24 protein-coding genes are annotated in these 20,640 nt (G+C 73.3%); 16 read left to right on the top strand and 8 right to left on the bottom strand.

The features are described from left to right. Positions 1-2 precede the first annotated feature (2 nt). From priA to ACWC21_RS04370, 5 genes are all read left to right on the top strand, one after another. Positions 3-728 (top strand): bifunctional 1-(5-phosphoribosyl)-5-((5-phosphoribosylamino)methylideneamino)imidazole-4-carboxamide isomerase/phosphoribosylanthranilate isomerase PriA, encoded by a 726-nt coding sequence (gene priA / locus ACWC21_RS04390; RefSeq protein WP_388788672.1) that lies wholly within the window; start codon positions 3-5, stop codon positions 726-728. After that, a complete protein-coding gene (locus ACWC21_RS04385) occupies positions 725-1,123 on the top strand; it encodes a RidA family protein (RefSeq protein WP_450878004.1) in 399 nt (132 codons plus the stop codon). Before priA ends, ACWC21_RS04385 begins: the two co-directional genes overlap by 4 nt. Beyond that, positions 1,120-1,875, top strand: coding sequence for an imidazole glycerol phosphate synthase subunit HisF (hisF, locus tag ACWC21_RS04380; protein ID WP_450878002.1), 756 nt, complete (start codon positions 1,120-1,122; stop codon positions 1,873-1,875). The genes ACWC21_RS04385 and hisF overlap by 4 nt, the downstream gene beginning before the upstream one ends. A 122-nt stretch (positions 1,876-1,997) precedes the next feature. Beyond that, positions 1,998-2,585, top strand: coding sequence for an ArsR/SmtB family transcription factor (locus ACWC21_RS04375; protein WP_450878000.1), 588 nt, complete (start codon positions 1,998-2,000; stop codon positions 2,583-2,585). A 12-nt stretch (positions 2,586-2,597) separates the two neighbouring features. Then, a complete protein-coding gene (locus ACWC21_RS04370) occupies positions 2,598-3,845 on the top strand; it encodes an MFS transporter (protein ID WP_450877998.1) in 1,248 nt (415 codons plus the stop codon). A gap of 4 nt (positions 3,846-3,849) precedes the next feature. On the opposite strand, the gene ACWC21_RS04365 is transcribed toward ACWC21_RS04370, so the two are convergent. Both ACWC21_RS04365 and ACWC21_RS04360 read right to left on the bottom strand, forming a co-directional pair. Then, positions 3,850-4,248, bottom strand: a complete 399-nt coding sequence (locus tag ACWC21_RS04365) for a VOC family protein (protein WP_450877996.1) — start codon at positions 4,246-4,248, stop codon at positions 3,850-3,852. Positions 4,249-4,277: 29 nt separating this feature from the next. Then, positions 4,278-4,913 (bottom strand): TIGR03085 family metal-binding protein, encoded by a 636-nt coding sequence (locus ACWC21_RS04360; protein ID WP_450877994.1) that lies wholly within the window; start codon positions 4,911-4,913, stop codon positions 4,278-4,280. Between the two features lie 82 nt (positions 4,914-4,995). Between ACWC21_RS04360 and hisI the strand changes: the two genes are divergently transcribed. The 11 genes from hisI (at position 4,996) to lgt (ending at position 13,894) form a co-directional block, all read left to right on the top strand. Continuing rightward, entirely contained in the window at positions 4,996-5,397 is a 402-nt protein-coding gene (hisI, locus tag ACWC21_RS04355; protein ID WP_450877992.1) for a phosphoribosyl-AMP cyclohydrolase, read from the top strand. Between the two features lie 11 nt (positions 5,398-5,408). Beyond that, entirely contained in the window at positions 5,409-6,899 is a 1,491-nt protein-coding gene (locus ACWC21_RS04350; protein ID WP_450877991.1) for an anthranilate synthase component I, read from the top strand. Positions 6,900-6,960: 61 nt separating this feature from the next. Beyond that, complete coding sequence (locus ACWC21_RS04345; protein ID WP_450877989.1) at positions 6,961-7,602, top strand: TIGR02234 family membrane protein; 642 nt, start codon at positions 6,961-6,963, stop codon at positions 7,600-7,602. A gap of 163 nt (positions 7,603-7,765) precedes the next feature. After that, positions 7,766-8,020, top strand: coding sequence for an HGxxPAAW family protein (locus ACWC21_RS04340; RefSeq protein ID WP_450877987.1), 255 nt, complete (start codon positions 7,766-7,768; stop codon positions 8,018-8,020). 89 nt (positions 8,021-8,109) lie between these two features. Beyond that, positions 8,110-8,517 carry a DUF2752 domain-containing protein gene (locus ACWC21_RS04335; protein WP_450877985.1) on the top strand — a complete coding sequence of 136 codons (408 nt, stop codon included), beginning with the start codon at positions 8,110-8,112 and terminating at the stop codon, positions 8,515-8,517. Between the two features lie 133 nt (positions 8,518-8,650). Next, entirely contained in the window at positions 8,651-9,460 is an 810-nt protein-coding gene (trpC, locus tag ACWC21_RS04330) for an indole-3-glycerol phosphate synthase TrpC (RefSeq protein ID WP_450877983.1), read from the top strand. Between the two features lie 21 nt (positions 9,461-9,481). Continuing rightward, a complete protein-coding gene (gene trpM, locus ACWC21_RS04325; protein WP_450877981.1) occupies positions 9,482-9,724 on the top strand; it encodes a tryptophan biosynthesis modulator TrpM in 243 nt (80 codons plus the stop codon). 58 nt (positions 9,725-9,782) lie between these two features. Beyond that, a complete protein-coding gene (gene trpB, locus ACWC21_RS04320) occupies positions 9,783-11,066 on the top strand; it encodes a tryptophan synthase subunit beta (protein WP_450877979.1) in 1,284 nt (427 codons plus the stop codon). Next, the gene (trpA, locus tag ACWC21_RS04315) at positions 11,063-11,881 is read left to right on the top strand and encodes a tryptophan synthase subunit alpha (protein WP_450877977.1); all 819 of its coding nucleotides are present in this window, start codon (positions 11,063-11,065) and stop codon (positions 11,879-11,881) included. Before trpB ends, trpA begins: the two co-directional genes overlap by 4 nt. Positions 11,882-11,999: 118 nt before the next feature. Then, positions 12,000-12,779, top strand: coding sequence for a DsbA family protein (locus ACWC21_RS04310; protein ID WP_450877975.1), 780 nt, complete (start codon positions 12,000-12,002; stop codon positions 12,777-12,779). Positions 12,780-12,874: 95 nt separating this feature from the next. Then, positions 12,875-13,894, top strand: coding sequence for a prolipoprotein diacylglyceryl transferase (lgt, locus tag ACWC21_RS04305; protein WP_450877973.1), 1,020 nt, complete (start codon positions 12,875-12,877; stop codon positions 13,892-13,894). A 53-nt stretch (positions 13,895-13,947) separates the two neighbouring features. Here lgt and ACWC21_RS04300 read toward each other — a convergent pair whose 3' ends face one another. The 6 genes from ACWC21_RS04300 to ACWC21_RS04275 are packed head-to-tail and all read right to left on the bottom strand — an operon-like array spanning position 13,948 to position 20,557. Continuing rightward, on the bottom strand, positions 13,948-14,760 hold the full coding sequence (locus ACWC21_RS04300; RefSeq protein ID WP_450877971.1) for an HpcH/HpaI aldolase/citrate lyase family protein: 813 nt from the start codon (positions 14,758-14,760) through the stop codon (positions 13,948-13,950). Further along, positions 14,757-15,950 carry a CaiB/BaiF CoA transferase family protein gene (locus ACWC21_RS04295; RefSeq protein ID WP_450877969.1) on the bottom strand — a complete coding sequence of 398 codons (1,194 nt, stop codon included), beginning with the start codon at positions 15,948-15,950 and terminating at the stop codon, positions 14,757-14,759. The genes ACWC21_RS04300 and ACWC21_RS04295 overlap by 4 nt, the downstream gene beginning before the upstream one ends. 56 nt (positions 15,951-16,006) lie before the next feature. Further along, positions 16,007-16,900: a ribokinase gene (gene rbsK, locus ACWC21_RS04290; RefSeq protein ID WP_450877967.1), complete on the bottom strand. Its 894-nt coding sequence runs from the start codon at positions 16,898-16,900 to the stop codon at positions 16,007-16,009. Then, positions 16,897-18,270, bottom strand: coding sequence for an ADP-ribosylglycohydrolase family protein (locus ACWC21_RS04285; protein WP_450877965.1), 1,374 nt, complete (start codon positions 18,268-18,270; stop codon positions 16,897-16,899). Before ACWC21_RS04285 ends, rbsK begins: the two co-directional genes overlap by 4 nt. Beyond that, positions 18,258-19,433, bottom strand: coding sequence for an ADP-ribosylglycohydrolase family protein (locus ACWC21_RS04280; protein ID WP_450877963.1), 1,176 nt, complete (start codon positions 19,431-19,433; stop codon positions 18,258-18,260). The genes ACWC21_RS04285 and ACWC21_RS04280 overlap by 13 nt, the downstream gene beginning before the upstream one ends. A gap of 8 nt (positions 19,434-19,441) precedes the next feature. Next, positions 19,442-20,557: an ADP-ribosylglycohydrolase family protein gene (locus tag ACWC21_RS04275; protein ID WP_450878282.1), complete on the bottom strand. Its 1,116-nt coding sequence runs from the start codon at positions 20,555-20,557 to the stop codon at positions 19,442-19,444. Between the last annotated feature and the right edge of the window lie 83 nt (positions 20,558-20,640).

The raw sequence follows: 20,640 nt of genomic DNA, 5'->3' as shown, positions 1-20,640 counted from the left end.
ACATGGCCAAGCTCGAACTCCTCCCCGCCGTCGACGTCCGCGACGGCCAGGCCGTCCGCCTCGTGCACGGCGAGTCCGGCACGGAGACCTCCTACGGCTCCCCCCTGGAGGCCGCCCTCGCCTGGCAGCGCTCGGGCGCCGAATGGCTGCATCTGGTCGACCTGGACGCCGCGTTCGGCACCGGCGACAACCGGGAGCTGATCGCCGGGGTCGCCCAGGCCATGGACATCAAGGTGGAGCTGTCCGGCGGCATCCGCGACGACGCCTCCCTGGCCGCCGCGCTCGCCACCGGCTGCACCCGGGTGAACCTCGGTACCGCCGCCCTGGAGACCCCGGAGTGGGTCGCCAAGGTCATCGCCGAGCACGGTGACAAGATCGCGGTCGGTCTGGACGTCCGCGGCACGACCCTGCGCGGCCGCGGCTGGACCCGCGACGGCGGCGACCTGTACGAGACGCTGGCGCGGCTCGACAAGGAGGGCTGCGCGCGGTACGTCGTCACCGACATCGCCAAGGACGGCACGCTGCAGGGCCCCAACCTGGAGCTGCTGAGGAACGTGTGCGCCGCGACCGATCGCCCGGTCGTGGCCTCCGGTGGCGTGTCGTCGCTCGACGACCTGCGGGCCATCGCCGAGCTGGTACCGCTCGGTGTCGAGGGCGCCATCGTCGGGAAGGCGCTGTACGCGAAGGCGTTCACCCTTGAAGAGGCCTTGGAGGCGGTAGCCCAGTGAGCGATGTACGACGTGTCACGACCGGCGCGCCCTGGGAGGAGACCTTCGGCTACTCCCGGGCGGTGGAGCTGCCGAACGGGCTGGTGCTGGTCTCCGGTTGCACATCGATAGTGGACGGCGAGATCGCCGGAGGCGGACCGTACGAGCAGACGGTCAACGCCTTCAACGTCGCGCTCGCGGCGCTGGGCCAGGTGGGCCTCGGCCGCGACGACGTCGTCCGGACGCGCATGTACCTCACCCACGCCCGGGACGTGGAGGACGTCGGACGCGCCCACAAGGAGCTGTTCGACTCCGTCCGGCCCGCCGCATCGATGATCATCGTCTCCGGCTTCGTCGACCCCAGCCTGGTCGTCGAGGTCGAGGTGGAGGCGTTCCGAGGAGTGTCCGGAGCATGACCCTCGCCGTCCGAGTCATCCCCTGCCTGGACGTGGACAACGGCCGGGTCGTCAAGGGCGTCAACTTCCAGAACCTGCGGGACGCGGGTGACCCCGTCGAGATGGCCAAGGTGTACGACGCCGAGGGCGCCGACGAGCTGACGTTCCTGGACATCACCGCCTCCTCGGGCAACCGCGAGACGACGTACGACGTGGTGCGCCGCACCGCCGAGCAGGTGTTCATCCCGCTGACCGTGGGCGGTGGCGTCCGCACGGCCGAGGACGTGGACAGGCTGCTGCGGGCGGGCGCCGACAAGGTGGGGGTGAACACCGCGGCGATCGCCCGACCGGACCTGATCCGGGAGATCGCCGAGCGCTTCGGCCGACAGGTGCTGGTCCTGTCGGTGGACGCGCGCCGTACCCCGGAAGGCACCTTCGAGGTGACCACCCACGGCGGCCGCAGGGGCACCGGCATCGACGCCGTCGAGTGGGCGCACCGGGCCGCCGAGCTCGGCGCGGGCGAGATCCTGCTGAACTCGATGGACGCGGACGGCACGAAGGACGGCTACGACCTGGAGATGATCACGCAGGTCCGCAAACACGTGACCGTCCCGGTGATCGCCTCGGGCGGCGCGGGCAAGCTCGCGGACTTCGCCCCGGCGGTCGCCGCCGGCGCGGACGCCGTGCTCGCCGCCTCCGTCTTCCACTTCGGCGACCTGCGGATCGGCGAGGTGAAGCAGGCGCTGCGGGAGGCCGGTCACCCGGTCCGGTGACGCCGCGCCGAGTCTCGGCCCCGGTTGCCTTCCGGCAGCCGGGGCCTTTTCACGGCGAGACAGGAAAGAAAAGTTGCGCAATATAAGTTGTGCAACTTTCCTTTCCTATCTACGCTGGGGGCATGGTCAGCAACGAGAACCAGCGGATCACCGATGTCGGGACGCTGAAGGCCCTGGCGCACCCGCTGCGGGTCAACCTGTACCGGCTGCTGTGCATCGCACGGGTCGCGACGGCGTCGCAGCTCGCCGAGCAGGTGGACGAGGCCGTCTCCCTGGTCAGCTACCACCTGCGCAAGCTCGCCGAGCACGGGCTGATCGAGGAGGCCGAAGCACAGACCGAGGACGGCCGGGAACGCTGGTGGCGACCCTCGTCGGACGGAGTGAGCATCCGCGACGAGGACTTCCGCGGCGAACCGGCGAAGGCCGCGGCCCATCTGGCGGCCAGCCGCCTCTTCCACGACCAGCGAGCCGACCGCTACCGCCGCTACCTCGACGAGCGCCCCACCTGGAACCCCGAGTGGAACGCCGCGTCCATGGACAACGAGTCCCTGATGCGGATGACACCCGCGGAACTCACCGCGTTCAAGCAGGAGATGCTGTCGCTCCTGCGCAAGTACGACGAGCAGGGCCGCGCCGCCGAGGCCGCGGGCGAGACCGAGGGGCGCGAACACGTCGCCCTCTACATGTACGGCTTCCCCTTCCGCATCTGAGAGGCCTCCACCGTGACCACCGCGACCGCGATACCCGTAGAGGGGCATGCCCCGGGCCGCCCCGCCCACCGCGACCCCAACGTCCTGCGCTGGCTCGGGGCGTACGGCTCCTCGATGCTCGGGGACAACGTCTACTACCTCGCCCTGTCCTGGGCCGCCGTGCAGGCCGGGACACCCGCGCAGGCCGGAATCGTCATGTCGGTGAGCGCCTTACCGCGGGCCGTGCTGATGCTGGGCGGCGGTGTGATCGCCGACCGGCTGGGGCCGCGCCGGGTCGTCATCGGCAGCGACGCGGTGCGCTGCGCGGCCGTGCTCGCGGTGGCCGCCCTGCTGTTCCTCACCAGCCCGGGCCTGTGGCCGCTGGCCCTGCTGGCGCTGGTCTTCGGCACCGTCGACGCCGTGTTCGTGCCCGCCGTGGGCGCCCTCCCCGCGCGGATCACCGGCAAGGACCAGCTCGCCCGGGTCCAGGGCATGCGCGGCCTCGCGATCCGCTTCGCGAGCGTCGTCGGCGCCCCGCTCGGCGGCCTCGGCGTGGCGGTCGGCGGCGCGGCGGCCGCGTTCGGGCTCGCCGGGCTGCTGATCGCCGTGTCGGTGCCGCTGCTGGTCTCCGTACGGATGCGGGAACTGCCCGCCGACGACGCCCCGCGCGGCACCGCCCGGAGCGACCTCGTGGCCGGCCTGCGCTACATCCGCGGCCACCGCGTCCTCGCCCCGCTGGTGATCGTCATCGCCCTCGGCGACCTCGGCTTCGTCGGCCCGCTCAACGTCGGCCTGACCCTGCTGGCCGACCGGCGCGGCTGGGGCGCCTCCGGGATGGGCTGGGTACTCGCCGGGTTCGGTGTCGGCGCGGGCGCGGTCTCGCTGCTGCTGACCGTCCGGGGGCGGCTGCCCCGGGCCGGGCTGGTCGCCGCGGTCTCGATCCTCGCGGGCTCCGCCGCGATCGGCGTCCTCGCCTTCGTCCCCGGCCTCGCCGCTGCCGTCGGGACCGCCCTGCTCATCGGGCTGCTGGCCGGACTCAGCGGTGCGATGTGCGGCGCCCTGCTCCAGACCCAGGCCGACCCCGCCTTCCTGGGCCGGGTCACCGCGGTCTCCAGCCTGGTCAGCCTCGGTCTGACCCCGCTGAGCATGCCGTTCTCCGCCGCCGCGATCGGCGCATGGGGACTCGGGCCGGTGTACGCCGCCAGCGCCGCCGTGTGCGGCCTCGGCGGGGTCGTCGCCCTGTGCGTACCGGGGCTGCGCCGCGCCGAACTGCCGCGCTGACGCATCACCCCTTCGGCTGGGCCAGCTGCACCAGGTTGCCCACGGTGTCGTCCAGCACCGCGGCGATCACCGGGCCCTGCTCCTGCGGCTCGTGGGTGAAGCGCACCCCGAGCCCGCGCAGCCGCTCGTACTCCGCCGCGATGTCGTCCACCGAGAAGACGATGGCCGGGATCCCCGCCTCGTACAGGGCCCGGCGGTACGGCTCCGCGATGGGGCCCGCCCCCGGCTCCAGCAGCAACTGCAGATCCGGCTGGGCCCCGCCGGGGGCGCCCACCGTCACGAACAGGGTGCCGCCGCCGAGGTCCAGGTGGGTGCGGGTCTCGAAGCCGAGCACGTCCGTGTAGAAGGCGTGGGCCTTCGGCACGTCGTCGACGTACACGCCGGTCATCGCAACCTTGATCATGGCAGGCCCCTCAGCTGTCGAGCTGCTTCTCAGATGCCGAGCTGCTTCGACTCGTGCAGCCGCGTGATCGCTTCCTCGTCGCCGTCCAGGTCCACCTTGGCGGCGCTCTGCCGGCCGAAGGCGAACAGCAGCAGCTCGGACGGCTCACCGGTGACCGTCACCACCGGCGTGCCCCGGTGGGCGACCGCCGTCTGGCCGTCCGGCCGGCGCAGCACCAGGCCCGTCGGCACACCCCGGCCCATCAGGCGGGCAGTGCGTTCCAGGCGGGACCACAGGGCGTCCTGGAAGACCGGGTCCAGCTCGCGCGTACCCCAGTCGGCCTGGGCCCGGCGGACGTCCTCCGTGTGCACGTAGAACTCGACGGTGTTGGCCGCCTCGTCGATCTGCTTGAGCTGGAAGGGCGAGAAACGCGGCGGGCCCGTACGGATCAGCTGGATCAGCTCCTCGTACGGCTTCGCGGCGTACTCCGCCATCACCTTCTCCAGCCGGGGAGCGAGCGGCTTGATCAGCGTGCCGCCGGCCGCGTCGGGGCGTCGTTCGCGCACCACCACGTGCGCGGCCAGGTCCCGGGTCCGCCAGCCCTCGCAGAGGGTCGGGGCGTCCGGACCGGTCGTTTCCAAGAGGTCGGCGAGCAGGAGACGTTCACGCTTGGCGAAGGTCGACATACCGTCAGCCTACGACCCCCCACCCCGTCCGCGCAGTGGACCTGGACCGGCCCTGCCCGTGCCGCCCGGCACAATGGCACCCATGACCAGTACGACCGGCACTCCCGGGCCCAGCAGCCTCGACCCCGAGATCGCCGCGCGCCTCAGGCGCAGCGCCGACGGACTCCTGCCCGCCATCGCCCAGCAGTTCGACACCGGCGAGGTGCTCATGCTCGGCTGGATGGACGACGAGGCGCTGCACCGCACGCTCACCACCGGCCGCTGCACGTACTGGTCCCGCAGCCGCCAGGAGTACTGGGTCAAGGGCGACACCTCCGGCCACTTCCAGTGGGTCAAGTCCGTCGCCCTGGACTGCGACGCCGACACCGTGCTGGTCAAGGTCGACCAGGTCGGCGCCGCCTGCCACACCGGCGCCCGCACCTGCTTCGACGCCGACGTACTGCTCGAGGACGCCGATTCCGGTGTCCGGACCCCGGATCAGTAAGGTCTGCCGCCATGGACCTCGAGACCTTCCACAAGCTCGCCGCCGACCGCCGCGTCATCCCGGTCACCCGCAAGCTCCTCGCCGACGGCGACACCCCGGTCGCGCTCTACCGCAAGCTCGCCGCCGAGCGCCCCGGCACCTTCCTGCTGGAGTCCGCGGAGAACGGCCGCTCGTGGTCCCGGTACTCCTTCGTGGGCGTCCGGTCCTCCGCCACGCTGACCGAGCGCGACGGCCAGGCCCACTGGCTGGGCACCCCGCCCGTCGGCGTTCCCACCGGCGGCGACCCGCTCGCCACCCTGCGCGCCACCATCGAGGCCCTGCACACCCCCCGTGACCTCGCCCACGACCTCGGTCTGCCGCCCTTCACCGGCGGCATGGTGGGCTACCTCGGCTACGACATCGTCCGCCGCCTGGAGAAGATCGGCCCCGGCGAGCGGGACGACCTGCGGCTCCCCGAGCTGACCATGCTCCTGACCAGCGATCTCGCGGTCATGGACCACTGGGAGGGCTCCGTCCTGCTGATCGCCAACGCGATCAACCACAACGACCTGGAGACGGGCGTCGACGAGGCGTACGCGGACGCCGTGGCCCGCCTGGACGCGATGGAGGCGGACCTGACCCGCGCGGTCGCCCAGCCGCCCGCCGTGCTCCCGCCCTCCGAACTGCCCGAGTACACCGCCCTGTGGGGCGGCCCCGACTTCCGGCGGGCCGTCGACGACATCAAGGAACGCATCCGGGCGGGCGAGGCCTTCCAGGTCGTGCCGTCGCAGCGGTTCGAGACGCCGTGCACGGCGAGCGCGCTGGACGTGTACCGGGTGCTCAGGGCGACGAACCCGTCCCCCTACATGTACCTGTTCCGCTTCGACGGGTTCGACGTCGTCGGCTCGTCCCCCGAGGCGCTGGTGAAGGTGGAGGACGGACGGGCCATGGTCCACCCCATCGCCGGCACCCGGCACCGCGGCGCCACCCCGCAGGAGGACCAGGCCCTCGCCGACGAACTGCTCGCCGACCCCAAGGAGCGCGCCGAGCACCTCATGCTCGTCGACCTCGGCCGCAACGACCTCGGCCGGGTCTGCGAGCCCGGCTCCGTCGAGGTCGTCGACTTCATGTCCGTCGAGCGGTACTCGCACGTGATGCACATCGTCTCCACGGTGACCGGCCGCGTGGCCGAGGACCGCACCGCCTTCGACGTGCTCACCGCCTGCTTCCCGGCCGGCACCCTCTCCGGAGCGCCGAAGCCCCGCGCGATGCAGATCATCGACGAGCTCGAACCGTCCCGCCGCGGCCTGTACGGCGGCTGCGTCGGCTACCTCGACTTCGCCGGCGACTCCGACACCGCGATCGCCATCCGCACGGCCCTGCTGCGCGACGGCACCGCCTACGTCCAGGCCGGCGCCGGCATCGTCGCCGACTCCGACCCGGCCGCCGAGGACCAGGAGTGCCGCAACAAGGCAGCCGCGGTGCTGCGGGCGGTGCACACCGCCAACCGGCTGGGCAAGTAGGGCGTTTATCACGTTCCTCACGTGAACCCCGGGTGACGGTTCGCCCGGGGTCCGGGGGATAGTGGAGTACGTGACTGCTGTACCCAACCCCCGTTCCCAGGCGCCCGTGTCCGCGCGGTCCGGCCGCCGGAGCCTCGCCGTCGCCCTGCTGTGCGGCGCGCTCGGCGCGGCCGTTGCGCTGCTCTCCACCCGGCAGCGCTGGTCGGAGGGCACCGCTACGGTGGCCGGCGGCGCCTTCCCGCTGACCGCCAAGGGCAGCGACGTCACGGGCGTCCCCGCGGCCCTCGCCATAGTGGGCCTCGCCGCGCTCGTCGCCGTCTTCGCCGTCCGCAGGGCCGGCCGCTTCCTGGTCGCCGGGCTCCTCGCGCTCTCCGGCGCCGGTACCGTCGCCGCGGCCCTGATCGGCGCCACCGACAGCTCGGCGCTCGACGAGAAGGCGGCCGAGACCACCGGCGACACCTCCGCCACCGTGGCCGCGCTCACCCACACCGGCTGGCCGTACGTGGCGGCGGTCGGCGGCGCCCTCCTGCTGCTCGCCGGTCTCCTCGCCCTGCGCTACGGCCGGCTGTGGCCCGCCATGTCCGGACGCTACGAGCGCGACGGCACACCCCGCCCGCGCCGCACCGCGCGGACCGTCGACCCCGAGCGCCCCGAGGAGCTCTGGAAGGCCCTGGACCGCGGCGAGGACCCCACCGGCGCGTGACGCCCTCCCCCGATGTGGCGAAAGAGACGCCCGTCACCGGCGACCCCCGCTCACGGCACGTCCACGCGTACGGGACAATGGACGGTGAGCGTCCGCCCCGGACACGGCCGGGCCCGGACATGTACGGCACGTGCGACACGCACACCACCACGAGGAGCAAGCAATGGCGGGCAGCAGCCACGGTCACACCCCGGCCGCCTGGACCGGTGTCATCATCGCCTTCATCGGTTTCTGCGTCGCGGGCGCCTTCATGGTGATGGCACAGCCGCTGGGCTTCTGGGCCGGCATGGTGATCGTGGCCCTCGGTGGTGTCGTGGGCGCCATCATGCGCGCCATGGGCCTCGGCCAGCCGAAGGAGAGCCACGGGGTGGCCCACGCCGCGGCCGCGACCCGCGAGCCGGCGAGCGCCGAGAGCTGAGCTTCTTCGCCCGCGCGTTGTGAGGGGCGGACGGCACCGGTGAGGCGCCGTCCGCCCCTCACGCGCGCGTGCGGCCCGTACGGGGCAGAATGCGAAGCGTGAACGCCTGCAGACGGCTGGCCGTGCCCGCCGGGATCCTCGCGGCCGTCGCCGCGGCCTTCGCGTACGTCGGGGCCGTCGACCCCAACCGGCCCGGCCACTACCCGGTCTGTCCCCTGCTGCGCTGCACCGGCCTGTACTGCCCCGGCTGCGGCGGGCTGCGCAGCGCGCACGCCCTCGTCCACGGGGACCTCCTCACCGCGCTCCACGACAACGCGCCGGCCGTGGCCGGCTACCTGGGCTTCGCCGTGCTGTGGACCGTCTGGGCGGTCCGCACGGCACGCGGCCGGCCGTTCCGGATCGACCCCTCGCCGGCGCACCTGTGGACCGCCGGAGTGCTGCTGCTGCTCTTCACCGTGGTCCGGAACCTGCCGTTCGGGGGCTGGCTCCACCCTTGACGCACGGGTGAACGTCCAGGTACTGGGACCGGATGCGAGGCCTTGGCCCCGCTCCGGCTACCATCGCAGTGACCATGCCTTTTCAAGGGCTTTTCATCCGTCTGGAAGAACCGTCTGGAAGGGGGCCGCTCGCGTGAGTGTGCTCGACGAGATCATCGACGGAGTCCGTGCCGACCTCGCGGAGCGGCAGGCGCGCGTCAGCCTCGACGAGCTCAAGGAGCGCGCGGCGAAGGCTCCCGCTGCCAAGGACGGCGTCGCCGCACTGCGCGGCGAGGGCGTCAAGGTCATCTGCGAGGTCAAGCGTTCCAGCCCGTCCAAGGGTGCGCTGGCCGCGATCGCCGACCCGGCCGGGCTCGCCGCGGACTACGAGGCGGGCGGCGCGGCCGTCATCTCGGTCCTCACCGAGCAGCGCCGCTTCGGCGGCTCGCTGGCCGACCTGGAGGCCGTCCGGTCCCGGGTGGACATCCCGGTCCTGCGCAAGGACTTCATCGTCACGTCGTACCAGCTGTGGGAGGCGCGCGCGTACGGCGCCGACCTCGCGCTGCTGATCGTGGCCGCCCTCGAACAGCCGGCCCTGGAGTCGCTGATCGAGCGCGCCGTCTCCATCGGCCTCACCCCGCTCGTCGAGGTGCACGACGAGGACGAGGTGGAGCGCGCGGTGGACGCGGGCGCCAAGGTGATCGGCGTCAACGCGCGCAACCTCAAGACGCTGGAGGTCGACCGCGGGACGTTCGAACGCGTCGCGCCCGAGATCCCGGACCACATCGTCAAGATCGCCGAGTCCGGTGTCCGCGGCCCGCACGACCTGATCGCCTACGCCAACGCGGGCGCCGACGCGGTCCTCGTCGGCGAGTCCCTGGTGACCGGCCGCGACCCGAAGAGCGCCGTCGCCGACCTGGTGGCCGCGGGTGAGCACCCGGCACTGCGGCACGGCCGGGGCTGATTCCCGGTAGGCTGACACCCGATGACTCTCACCGTGACCACCGTGGACCGCCACGCCCGCCTGGCGCGCGGCTGCCGGCCGAGGGGCTGCCGAGCCCCCGCCAGGCGTGTCCACGGCCGTCGCGTCCGATACGTCATCGGTGACGAACCCGGGCAGGTGAACGGGCGGCGATGGCAGCGCCCCGATAGGGGCGCGGGACTGTGTTTGACCTGCGGCTACCGCCGCGCGGGCGCGACAAGCCACACTCGGCCCGCGGCCGACTGACAAGCCCCGCCCCCCACGGCGACTAGTGCATTCCACAGACTCACCGTGAGGTACACGCATGCCCAGCGACTTCTTCATCCCCGACCCGGAGGGTCAAGTCCCCAGCCCCGAAGGCTACTTCGGGGCCTTCGGCGGCAAGTTCATCCCGGAGGCCCTCGTCGCCGCCGTCGACGAGGTGGCCGTCGAGTACGACAAGGCCAAGCACGACCCCGAGTTCGCCCGGGAGCTCGACGACCTGCTGGTGAACTACACCGGCCGCCCCAGCTCCCTCACCGAGGTGCCCCGCTTCGCGGAGCACGCCGGTGGCGCCCGTGTGTTCCTGAAGCGCGAGGACCTCAACCACACCGGCTCCCACAAGATCAACAACGTGCTCGGCCAGGCCCTGCTCACCAGGCGCATGGGCAAGACCCGCGTCATCGCCGAGACCGGCGCCGGCCAGCACGGCGTCGCCACGGCCACCGCCTGCGCGCTGTTCGGCCTCGAGTGCACCATCTACATGGGTGAGATCGACACCCAGCGGCAAGCCCTCAACGTGGCCCGCATGCGCATGCTCGGCGCCGAGGTCGTCGCCGTGAAGTCCGGCAGCCGCACCCTGAAGGACGCCATCAACGAGGCCTTCCGCGACTGGGTGGCCAACGTCGACCGCACCCACTACCTCTTCGGCACGGTCGCCGGCCCGCACCCCTTCCCGGCGATGGTCCGCGACTTCCACCGGGTCATCGGCGTCGAGGCCCGCCGCCAGCTCCTGGAGCGCGCCGGCCGCCTCCCCGATGCCGCGATCGCCTGCGTCGGCGGCGGCTCCAACGCCATCGGCCTCTTCCACGCGTTCATCCCGGACGAGAGCGTGCGGCTCATCGGCTGCGAACCCGCCGGCCACGGCATCGACACGGGCGAGCACGCGGCCACCCTCACCGCGGGCGAGCCCGGCATCCTGCACGGCTCCCGCTCGTACGTCCTGCAGGACGACGAAGGCCAGATCACCGAGCCGTACTCCATCTCGGCCGGTCTGGACTACCCGGGCATCGGACCCGAGCACTCCTACCTCAAGGACAGCGGCCGGGGCGAGTACCGCGCGGTCACCGACGACGCGGCGATGCAGGCCCTGCGGCTGCTGTCGCGGACCGAGGGCATCATCCCGGCGATCGAGAGCGCCCACGCGCTCGCCGGCGCCCTGGAGGTGGGCAAGGAGCTGGGCAGGGACGGGCTGATCGTCGTCAACCTGTCCGGACGCGGCGACAAGGACATGGACACGGCCGCCCGCTACTTCGGCCTGTACGACACCGACGCCGAGGTCGCCGCCGACGCGGCCGACACCGCCGAGATCGAGGGGGACGCCAAGTGAGCGGCAACATCCGGCTGCTGACGGACACCCTCGCGGCCGCCAAGGCCGAGGGCCGCTCCGCCCTCATCGCCTACCTCCCCGCCGGGTTCCCGACCGTGGACGGCGGCATCGAGGCGATCAAGGCCGTCCTCGACGGCGGCGCGGACGTCGTCGAGGTGGGTCTGCCGCACAGCGACCCCGTACTCGACGGCCCGGTCATCCAGACCGCCGACGACATCGCCCTGCGCGGCGGGGTCAGGATCGCGGACGTGATGCGCACCGTCCGGGAGGCCCACGCGGCCACCGGGAAGCCGGTACTCGTCATGACGTACTGGAACCCGATCGACCGCTACGGCGTCGAGCGCTTCACCGCCGAGCTCGCCGAGGCGGGCGGCGCGGGCTGCATCCTGCCCGACCTGCCCGTGCAGGAGTCCGCGCTGTGGCGGGAGCACGCCGAGAAGCACGGCCTCGCGACCGTCTTCGTGGTGGCCCCGAGCAGCAAGGACGAGCGGCTCGCCAGGATCACCGAGGCGGGCAGCGGCTTCGTCTACGCGGCCTCCCTGATGGGTGTCACCGGCACCCGTGAGTCGGTCGGCGCCCAGGCGCAGGACCTGGTGGAGCGGACCCGGGCCACCGGCACCGACCTGCCCGTCTGCGTCGGGCTCGGCGTCTCCGACGCGGCCCAGGCCGCCGAGGTCGCCGGATTCGCCGACGGCGTGATCGTCGGCTCCGCGTTCGTCAAGCGGATGCTGGACGCACCGGACCACGCGGCCGGCGTCGAGGCCGTCCGCGAGCTCGCCGGCGAGCTGGCGAAGGGCGTACGCCGACAGGCGTAACGGGGCAGTACGCAACAGCACGGAACAGCACGGAACAGTCAGGGATCATTCGGTCACTCGAACGGGTGGACCTGGGACCGGGGAGGCGCGCTGCGCCTCCCCGGTTCGTTCTGGGGGTGTGAGCGAGAAGAACCGTGAGGAAAAGCGCACCGCCCGGGAGCGGCTGGCGGTCGAGCGCGAGAAGCAGAAGTCCGCGGAGAGGCGACGGCGGGCGCTGATCGTCGGCGCGAGTGTCGCCTGCGTCCTGGGCCTCGCGGCGGTGATCGGCGTGATCGCCGCCAACGCGGGCAAGCACAAGGGCGGCGAGAAGGCGGCGGGCCCGGTGGTGGCACCCTCGGGAGCCCAGGGCAAGGACAGCCTCGCCATCCCGGTCGGCAAGGACGGCGCCAAGTCGACGCTCACGGTCTGGGAGGACTTCCGCTGCCCGGCCTGCCAGGCCTTCGAGACGGTGTACCGCCCGACGCTCCATGAGCTGACCGACTCCGGCAAGCTCAGAATCGAGTACCACCTCGTGACGCTGATCGACGGCAACCTGCGAGGCAGCGGCTCCCTCCGTGCGGCCAATGCCGCGGCCTGCGCCCAGGACGCCGGGAAGTTCCGCGACTACCACGACGTGCTCTACAAGAACCAGCCCAAGGAAACCGACGACGCCTACGGCGACGACGCCAAGCTGGTCGCCCTGGCCGGCAAGGTCCCCGGCCTGGGCACGGCGGCCTTCCGCAGGTGCGTCGACGACGGCACGCACACCAGCTGGGTGGTGAAGTCCAACAAGGCCTTCCAGACGGGCGGCTTCACCGGCACGCCCACCGTGCTGCTGGGCGGGAAGAACATCTACGAGGACCGGACGATGACCCCGGCCAAGCTCAAGCAGATGGTGGAGGACGCCGCCAAGGGGTAGCCGGCCGGGGTAAGCGTTTCTCACGCCCCCGTTACCGACCCGTAGCCGGGCTGCCCGTCGTGTGCCCGGCCCGGCACGGTAGCGTCGACCCTGCCATGGAACTTGCCTACATTCCCAGCCCGTCGCGCGGGGTGATCCACCTCGGTCCCATTCCGCTGCGCGGCTATGCCTTCTGCATCATCATCGGCGTCTTCGTTGCCGTCTGGCTCGGCAACAAGCGCTGGGTCGCCCGCGGCGGGCGGGCCGGCACGGTGGCCGACATCGCGGTCTGGGCGGTGCCCTTCGGCCTGGTCGGCGGCCGGCTCTACCACGTGATCACGGACTACGAGCTGTACTTCAGCGCGGGCCGTGACTGGGTGGACGCCTTCAAGGTGTGGCAAGGCGGCCTCGGCATCTGGGGCGCCATCGCACTCGGTGCGCTCGGTGCGTGGATCGGCTGCCGGCGCCGGGGCATCCCGCTGCCCGCGTACGCCGACGCGATCGCCCCCGGCATCGCCTTCGCGCAGGCCTGCGGCCGCTGGGGCAACTGGTTCAACCAGGAACTCTACGGGCGCGAGACGCACGTTCCGTGGGCACTGCACATCACCTCCTCCGAGGGCGGCCGGGTGCCGGGGTACTACCACCCGACCTTCCTGTACGAGTCCCTGTGGTGCATCGGCGTCGGCTTCCTGGTCATCTGGGCCGACCGCCGCTTCGAACTGGGCCACGGCCGGGCGTTCGCGCTGTACGTCGCCGCGTACTGCGTGGGCCGCGGCTGGATCGAGTACATGCGGGTCGACGACGCCCACCACATCCTGGGCCTCCGGCTCAACGACTGGACCGCGATGATCGTGTTCCTGCTCGCGGTGGTCTACATGGTGCTGTCGGCGAAGAAGCGGCCGGGACGGGAAGCCGTGGTGGAACCGGGTGCCGACGGCCCGGCCGAGGGCGAGACCGAGACCGAGACCGAGGCCGAGGCGGACGACGAGAGCGGGGCCAAGGCCGAGGACAGGACCGAGGACAAGGCCGACGCCGGGACCGAGCCGGATGCCGTGGACGCCGGGCCCGAGAGCAAGGCCGGGCCGGATGCCGCGGAGGCGAAGGACGAGACCGAGTCGGCCGGCAAGAAGAGCTGACACCCGGCGGTACGACGCCGAGGGCGCCCCGATCGGGGCGCCCTCGGCGCGTTTCAGGACCGGTCCGCCAGTGCCAGCGTCCGCTGGGCCGCCGCCACCACCGCCGCGTCGACGAAGCGGCCGTCCGGAAGGGCCAGCGCGCCCTGGCCCGACGCCGCCGCCTTGACGATCGTCTCCGCCTGCTCGATCTCCGCCCGCGTGGGCAGATACGCCCGCTCGATCACCGGAAGCTGCCGAGGGTGGATCGCGGCCCGGCCGAGGAAGCCCAGGGCCCGGCCACGGGCGCAGGAGGCGGCCAGGCCCTCCAGGTCGCGGATGTCGGGATGCACCGACTGGGTCGGCGGAGGAAGGCCGGCCGCGCGCGCGGCCACGACCACCCGCGAGCGGCACCAGTCCAGACCCGCGTCGTCACGTACCCCCAGGTCGGCCCGGAGGTCCGCCTCGCCCAGGGCGATGCCTCGCAGCAAGGGGTGGGCGGCGGCGACGGCATGGGCCCGCTCGATGGCCAGTGCGCTCTCCAGCAGGGCGAACAGGGGCAGCCCGGTTTCCTCCGCCACGTCGGCCACGTCCCGCGCCGAGGTGACCTTCGGCAGGCGCAACCCCGCCACGCCCGGCAGCGGGGCCACCGCCCGGACGTCGGCCGCCGCCCACGGCCCGTCCAGGGCGTTGACCCGGACGTGCACCGGCACCGGCTGCGGTTCGCCGAGCAGCTCCGCCGTGGCGGCGCGGGCGTACCCCTTGCGGCCCGGGGCGACCGCGTCCTCCAGGTCGACCACCACGACGTCGGCGCCGGAAACCAGCGCCTTGGCGACCACGTGCGGCCGGTCACCGGGGGCGTACAGCCAGGTCAGGGGCAAGTCGGTCACAGCGCGCCCTCCTCACGCAGTGCGCGCAGCTCCCGCGCCGACAGTCCCAGCTCGGTCAGCACGGCATCGGTGTCCGCGCCGTGCGGGCGGCCCGCCCAGCGGATCGCGCCGGGCGTGGCGGACAGACGGAACAGGACGTTCTGCATGCGCAGCGGGCCGAGCTCCGGGTCGTCGACGGTGGTGACGGTGTCGAGGGCCTGGTACTGCGGGTCGGCCAGCACACCCCGTACGTCCTTGATCTCGGCGATCGCGGCCTCCGCCTTCTCGAAGGCCGCCAGGACCTCGGTGCGGTCCCGCAGGGCGATCCAGCCGCCGACCGCCTCGTCCAGGACGTCGGCGTGCGCGGCCCGGTCGGCGCCCGTCGCGAACCACGGTTCGTCGACCAGTTCCGGCCTGCCCACCAGGCGCATCACCCGTTCGGCGACCGACTGGGCGGACGTGGACACGGCCACCCAGGAGCCGTCGGCCGTGCGGTAGGTGTTGCGCGGGGCGTTGTTGGCGGATCGGTTGCCGGTGCGCCGCTGCACGTATCCCAGCTGGTCGTACCAGGTGGGCTGCGGGCCGAGGACGGTCAGGATCGGTTCGATGATCGCCATGTCGACGACCTGGCCCGCGCCGGTGCGCTCGCGCGCCGCGAGCGCGGTCATGACGGCGTACGCCGTCGCCAGGGCGGCGATGGAGTCGGCGAGGCCGAACGGCGGGAGCGTCGGCGGGGCGTCCGGCTCCCCGGTGATCGCGGCGAAGCCGCTCATCGCCTCGGCGAGCGTGCCGAAGCCCGGCCGGTGGGCGTACGGGCCGAACTGCCCGAAGGCGGTGACCCGGGTGAGGACCAGCCGCGGATTGACGGCGGACAGCTCCTCCCAGCCCAGGTCCCACTTCTCCAGGGTGCCGGGGCGGAAGTTCTCGATCACGACGTCGGCGGTGGCGGCCAGGCGGAGCAGCGTGGCCCGGCCGCCGGGCTTGGACAGGTCCAGCGTGATGGTGCGCTTGTTGCGGCCGAGCAGCTTCCACCACAGTCCCACGCCGTGCTTGGCGGGGCCGTGTCCGCGGGAGGGGTCGGGTTTCGCCGGATGCTCGACCTTGACGACCTCGGCGCCGAAGTCGCCGAGCAGAGTGGCGGCCAGGGGACCGGCGAAGAGGGTGGCGAGGTCGAGGACGCGCAGGCCGCTCAGCGGTTGGCCGGTGCTCATGCGGTCGCTACTCACGTGGGTGGTGCTCAGGCGGTCGGTACTCATGCGGTCGGTACTCATGCGGAGTACCGCGCCTCGATCTCCGGCCGGTACGGCATCGACACCGACGCCCCGGCCCGCTGGACGGAGATCGCCGCCGCCGCGGCAGCCCAGGCCAGCGCCTCCCGCACCGGCCGCTCCTCGGCCAGGGCCACCGCGAGGGCACCGACGAAGGTGTCGCCGGCGCCGGTGGAGTCCACGGCGGTCACCCGGGGCGCGGGCACCACGAGCGGCTCGACGCCCCGGGCCAGGTACACGCTGCCCGCCGCGCCCAGGGTGACCACCACCTCCGGGACCTGGTCGAGCAGGGCGGCGGCCGCGTCCAGCGGGTCGGTGCGGCCGGTGAGCGCGGTCGCCTCGTACTCGTTGGGCACCAGCAGGTCCGTGGCGGCGAGGAGCCCGGACGGGAGCGGCCGGGCGGGCGCCGGGGTCAGCACGGTACGGACGCCGTGCCTGCGGGCCGCCTCCGCGGCGGCGAGCACGCCCTGCAGCGGGATCTCCAACTGGAGCAGCAGCGCGTCGGCGGACGCGATGACGCCCTCGTCACCAGGGGTCAGGTGGTCGACGGTGCCGTTCGCGCCGGGGATCACGACGATCGCGTTGCCGCCCTCGTCGTCCACCACGATGTGCGCGGTGCCGGACGGGCCCTCGACCGTGCGCAGGCTGTCGGTGTCCACGCCCGAGTGCTCGAGCGTGGAGCGCAGCCGGGTGCCGAACGCGTCGTTGCCGACCGCGCCGATCATCGAGACCGTGGCGCCGGCGCGGGCCGCGGCGATCGCCTGGTTGGCGCCCTTGCCGCCGGGGACCGTACGGAACTCCCGTCCCGTGACGGTCTCCCCGCGCTGCGGGGCCTTCTCGACGTACGCGACCAGGTCCATGTTGGTGCTGCCGAGTACGGCGATGTGGGTCATGGGCGGGTCACCTCCGGGTGGGTGAGCGAGTGGGTGAGGCGGGCCAGGGAGTCGAAGCCGGTGCCGTCGAATCCGGTGACGGATGTGGCGAGGCGGTTCTTCAACGGGGCCGTCCAGCGGCCCGGGAGCGCCGCGGGGGAGCCGGCGAGGAGACCGGCGATGCTGCCCGTGGTCGCGCCGTTGGAATCCGTGTCCCAGCCACCCGACACCGCCCTGCAGACGGAGCCGGTGAAGTCGCCGTCGGCGTGGGTGAGGGCGGCGGTGATCAGGGCGGTGTTGGGGATGGCGTGGACCCAGTGGTAGGTGGCGGAGTGGGTGGCGTGGAGTTCGTCCACGACCTCGTCGAAGTCCTCGTGGGTGCGGGCGAGCCGCACGGCGTGGTCGATCGCCTCGGCCAGGCGGGAGCGGGGCGGGACCACGGTGCGGGCGGTCCGCAGGCAGGCGTGGACGTCGTGGGTGCCGGTGGCGGCGGTGGCGATGGCGGCGGCGGTGAACATCGCCGCGTAGACGCCGTTGGCGGTGTGGGTGAGGGTGGCGTCGCGGTGGGCCTGTTCGGCAGCGGCGGCCGGGTCGCCCGGGTTGGTCCAGCCGTGGACGTCGGCGCGGATCAGGGCGCCGATCCACTCGCGGAAGGGGTTGCGGTGGCGGGCGGTGTGCGGGGGCTCGATACCGCTGAGCAGGTTGCGCAGGGCGAGGCGTTCGGCGGTGAAGGTGCGGCCGGGCGGGAGTTCGTCCAGCCAGAGTCCCGCCACGTCCGTGGTGGTGAAGGCCCTGCCGTGGCGCTGGAGCAGCAGCAGGTTGAGGAGGGGGTAGTTGAGGTCGTCGTCCTCGGGCATCCCGTCGATGTTCTCGGCGAGGGACGTGGTCGCCGAGCGGCGGTTCCAGGGGTACTTCTCCGTCAGCTCGGAGGGGACCCCGCGGGCGGTGAACCAGGTGTTCAGGGGCCAGTTGCCGGTGGACCGGGCCAGTTCGCGGATCCCCTCCAGGGGGAGCTTCTCCACCGGCTTGCCCAGCAGGCAGCCGGCGGCCCGGCCCAGCCAGGCGGCTTCCAGGGCGGGCTGAGCGGGGGCCGGCGCGGGCGTGCGGGCGGGCCAGGCCGGACAGGCGGCCCTGATCCCGGCCAGGTCGGTCGGTTCCCGCTCGGTGAGCCTGCTGGGGAGGTCGGCGAGTTCGTCCAGCAGGTCCTGCGCGAGCAGCCGCAGATACCGCGAGGCGGGCCTGGGCGACGCGCCGGCCCGTGCCGGGGCCTCGCCGCCGCCCGCGGCCCGCCAGCGTGCCGCCACCGCCGACGGCTCGCGGCCGTCCTGGCGGGCCTGGTGCAGTTCGTGGCCGAGGAGGTCCTCCGGCTGGACCCAGGTCAGGCGGAGCATCCGCTGCCCCCGAGCCGGTCGAAGGCCGCCTCGTGGGAGCGGCGGCGGCGCACGTCCCGGGCGAAGACCTCCCGGGTCACCTCGGTCAGTGCGCGCGCCGGCTCCCACAGGTCCAGGCGGCTCGCCTCGGCCACCGCCTTCGACCAGTCCTCCGGGACCGGTGAGCCGAGGGCGCCGGCGAGGGCGCCCGCCATCGTGGCGATGGAGTCGCAGTCCCGGCCGTAGTTCACCGAGCCCAGCACCGCCTGCCGGCAGTCGCCGCCGGAGACGACCAGCATGCCGAGCGCGACGGGGAGTTCCTCGATGGAGTGCAGGCGGGAGGGGCGGCGGGCGGCGAGGGAGGGGGAACGATAGTCGGGGCCCACCGTGTCGTAGGGGGCGACAGCCTCCCGGAGCGGTGTCAGGGCCGACTCGAAGTCGCGGTGGTGCGACGCCACTTCGCAGACCCGGTCGATCGCCTCCCGGGTGCCGTCCTTCGCCAGGCCCAGACACGCGGCGACCACCGACTCCGGGGTCGCGTCCGGCGTGGCCGCCGCCGCCACCGCCGCCGCGAAGACCCCGGCGGCCTCGCGGCCGTAGGACGACTGGTGGGCGCCGGCGACGTCCAGCGCCTCGGCGTAAGCGCCCGCCGGGTTGGCCGCGTTGACCAGGCCGACGGGCGCCATGTACATCGCCGCGCCGCAGTTGACGATGTTGCCCGTGCCCGCCTCCCGCGGGTCGACATGACCGTAGGCCAGCCTGGCCACCAGCCACTTCTCCGCCAGGAAGATCCGTTGCAGCGGAAGCGCCTCCGCCTCCAGTTCCGGGATCCAGCGCGGGTTCGTCATCAGGTCGGGGACCAGGTGGTCGGCGATCGCGTACGCGTCGAGGTGGTCGCGGACCCGCGTGTACACCCGCACCAGGGCGTGGGTCATCAGGGTGTCGTCGGTGACGTGCCCGTCGCCCTTGTGGTACGGCGCGATCGGGCGGGCGGTGCGCCAGGCGTCGCCGTTCCACGGGCCGACGATGCCCTGGACGCGGCCGCCGTGCCGCTCGGCGATCCGGTCGGGGGAGTAGCCCTCGACGGGGCCGCCGAGGGCGTCACCGACGGCGGCTCCGACCAGCGCCCCGGTGATCCGCTCGTCCAGCCCGGGACCGCCGCATTCTTCTCCTTTGGGCGTCATGCCCCGAATCATCCTCCTGGTCGGCCCCGTTGTGCGGCTTCCAGGAGTCCGGCGAGTTCCACCAGGTCGGTGCCGCTGAGACGGGGGAGCGCACAACCGGACAGCGTGCGGCAGGCGTCCCGCCAGGCCTGCGGGATCGCCCCGCCGCCGCCCAGCGCGCCGGTCAGGGCCCCGGCCAGGGCGGGGGCGGAGTCGGCCACCCGGGACAGACAGGCCGCGGCGGGCACCGCCTCGCCGATCCGGCCGTCCGCGGCGATGGCCAGGGCCAGGGCGACCGGGACGGTCTCGGCGGCGGCGATGCCGTAGCTGTAGACGTGGTCGACGATCTGGTGCTCGAGGAGCGGGACCAGCCCGAAGGCGGTGTCGGTGTCCTCGACGAGGGCCAGCGCGTGGCGGGCGTTGCGGCCGATCTCCGTCTCCGCGGGCAGCTGGTCGAGGGCCGCGGTCACGCAGGCTCCGGCCCGGGCCCCGGACAGCGCCAGTGCCACGGCGGCGGCCATCGCCCGCGCACCGTGCACGCCGTCGCCGTCCTGGGTGTAGCGGGCGTCGAACTCGGCCAGGTCGGCGGCGCGGCGGGGGTCGCCCGGGTGCGCCACGGCGAGGACGCAGGCCCGTACACAGGCCGCGTCGTCGAAGTAGTGCGGGTTGTCGTGGCCGGTGGCGGGCGGGCGCAGCCCGGTGGCGAGGTTGCCGAGCCCGGCGCGGACCGAGATGCGGGCGCGCAGGGGCAGTACCGCCGACTCGACCTCTGGGGCGCGTTCGGCGGCGGCCGCCACCTCGGAGGCGACGGCGGTCCAGGTCAGGTCGATGGCGGCGCGCATCCGGCGGTCCCGGCTCAGGTCCCCGAGCGCGCTGTCGTCCCCGGCGCGCAACACCGCCTCCGCCGCGAACGCCGCCCACTCGGCGTCGTCGGAGGGGCCGAGCCGCAGCGGTTCCGGGGGCTGGTTCAGCGCGATCGGCACCGGGAGGGTGGTCGTCGCGTTCTCCTCGGCGAAGGTGTCCAGCTCCCGGGTGAGCCGCCGGGTCCACTCGGGCATCCGCGCCGCCCGGTGCCGAGCGGCAGGCCACCCCGCGGCGTCCCCGGCGGCGAGCCCGAGCAGCAGTCCCTCGATGCGGCGGGTCATGGCCGTACCTCGCTGTCCGGGGCGCCGGTATCCGTGGTGGTCGGCGGGGGATTGCCGCCGGGTGGGCGCGGCACGTTCGGCGG

This window comes from Streptomyces sp. NPDC001348 (genome assembly GCF_053597535.1).
Note: the sequence above shows the minus strand (reverse complement) of the source record. Positions and strands in the feature narration are given on the sequence as shown.

Bases quoted from the DNA above. Each gene is read 5' to 3' on its own strand.
- ACWC21_RS04340 (WP_450877987.1), top strand. From the start codon at position 7,766: ATGGCGGGCAGCAGCCACGGTCACACCCCGGCCGCCTGGACCGGTGTC.
- lgt (WP_450877973.1), top strand. From the start codon at position 12,875: ATGGAACTTGCCTACATTCCCAGCCCGTCGCGCGGGGTGATCCACCTC.
- trpM (WP_450877981.1), top strand. From the start codon at position 9,482: ATGACTCTCACCGTGACCACCGTGGACCGCCACGCCCGCCTGGCGCGC.
- ACWC21_RS04375 (WP_450878000.1), top strand. From the start codon at position 1,998: ATGGTCAGCAACGAGAACCAGCGGATCACCGATGTCGGGACGCTGAAG.
- hisF (WP_450878002.1), top strand. From the start codon at position 1,120: ATGACCCTCGCCGTCCGAGTCATCCCCTGCCTGGACGTGGACAACGGC.
- ACWC21_RS04285 (WP_450877965.1), bottom strand. From the start codon at position 18,270: ATGCTCCGCCTGACCTGGGTCCAGCCGGAGGACCTCCTCGGCCACGAA.
- trpB (WP_450877979.1), top strand. From the start codon at position 9,783: ATGCCCAGCGACTTCTTCATCCCCGACCCGGAGGGTCAAGTCCCCAGC.
- ACWC21_RS04360 (WP_450877994.1), bottom strand. From the start codon at position 4,913: ATGTCGACCTTCGCCAAGCGTGAACGTCTCCTGCTCGCCGACCTCTTG.
- ACWC21_RS04335 (WP_450877985.1), top strand. From the start codon at position 8,110: ATGCGAAGCGTGAACGCCTGCAGACGGCTGGCCGTGCCCGCCGGGATC.
- priA (WP_388788672.1), top strand. From the start codon at position 3: ATGGCCAAGCTCGAACTCCTCCCCGCCGTCGACGTCCGCGACGGCCAG.
- rbsK (WP_450877967.1), bottom strand. From the start codon at position 16,900: ATGACCCACATCGCCGTACTCGGCAGCACCAACATGGACCTGGTCGCG.
- ACWC21_RS04365 (WP_450877996.1), bottom strand. From the start codon at position 4,248: ATGATCAAGGTTGCGATGACCGGCGTGTACGTCGACGACGTGCCGAAG.
- ACWC21_RS04350 (WP_450877991.1), top strand. From the start codon at position 5,409: ATGGACCTCGAGACCTTCCACAAGCTCGCCGCCGACCGCCGCGTCATC.
- ACWC21_RS04295 (WP_450877969.1), bottom strand. From the start codon at position 15,950: ATGAGCACCGGCCAACCGCTGAGCGGCCTGCGCGTCCTCGACCTCGCC.
- ACWC21_RS04280 (WP_450877963.1), bottom strand. From the start codon at position 19,433: ATGACGCCCAAAGGAGAAGAATGCGGCGGTCCCGGGCTGGACGAGCGG.
- hisI (WP_450877992.1), top strand. From the start codon at position 4,996: ATGACCAGTACGACCGGCACTCCCGGGCCCAGCAGCCTCGACCCCGAG.
- ACWC21_RS04275 (WP_450878282.1), bottom strand. From the start codon at position 20,557: ATGACCCGCCGCATCGAGGGACTGCTGCTCGGGCTCGCCGCCGGGGAC.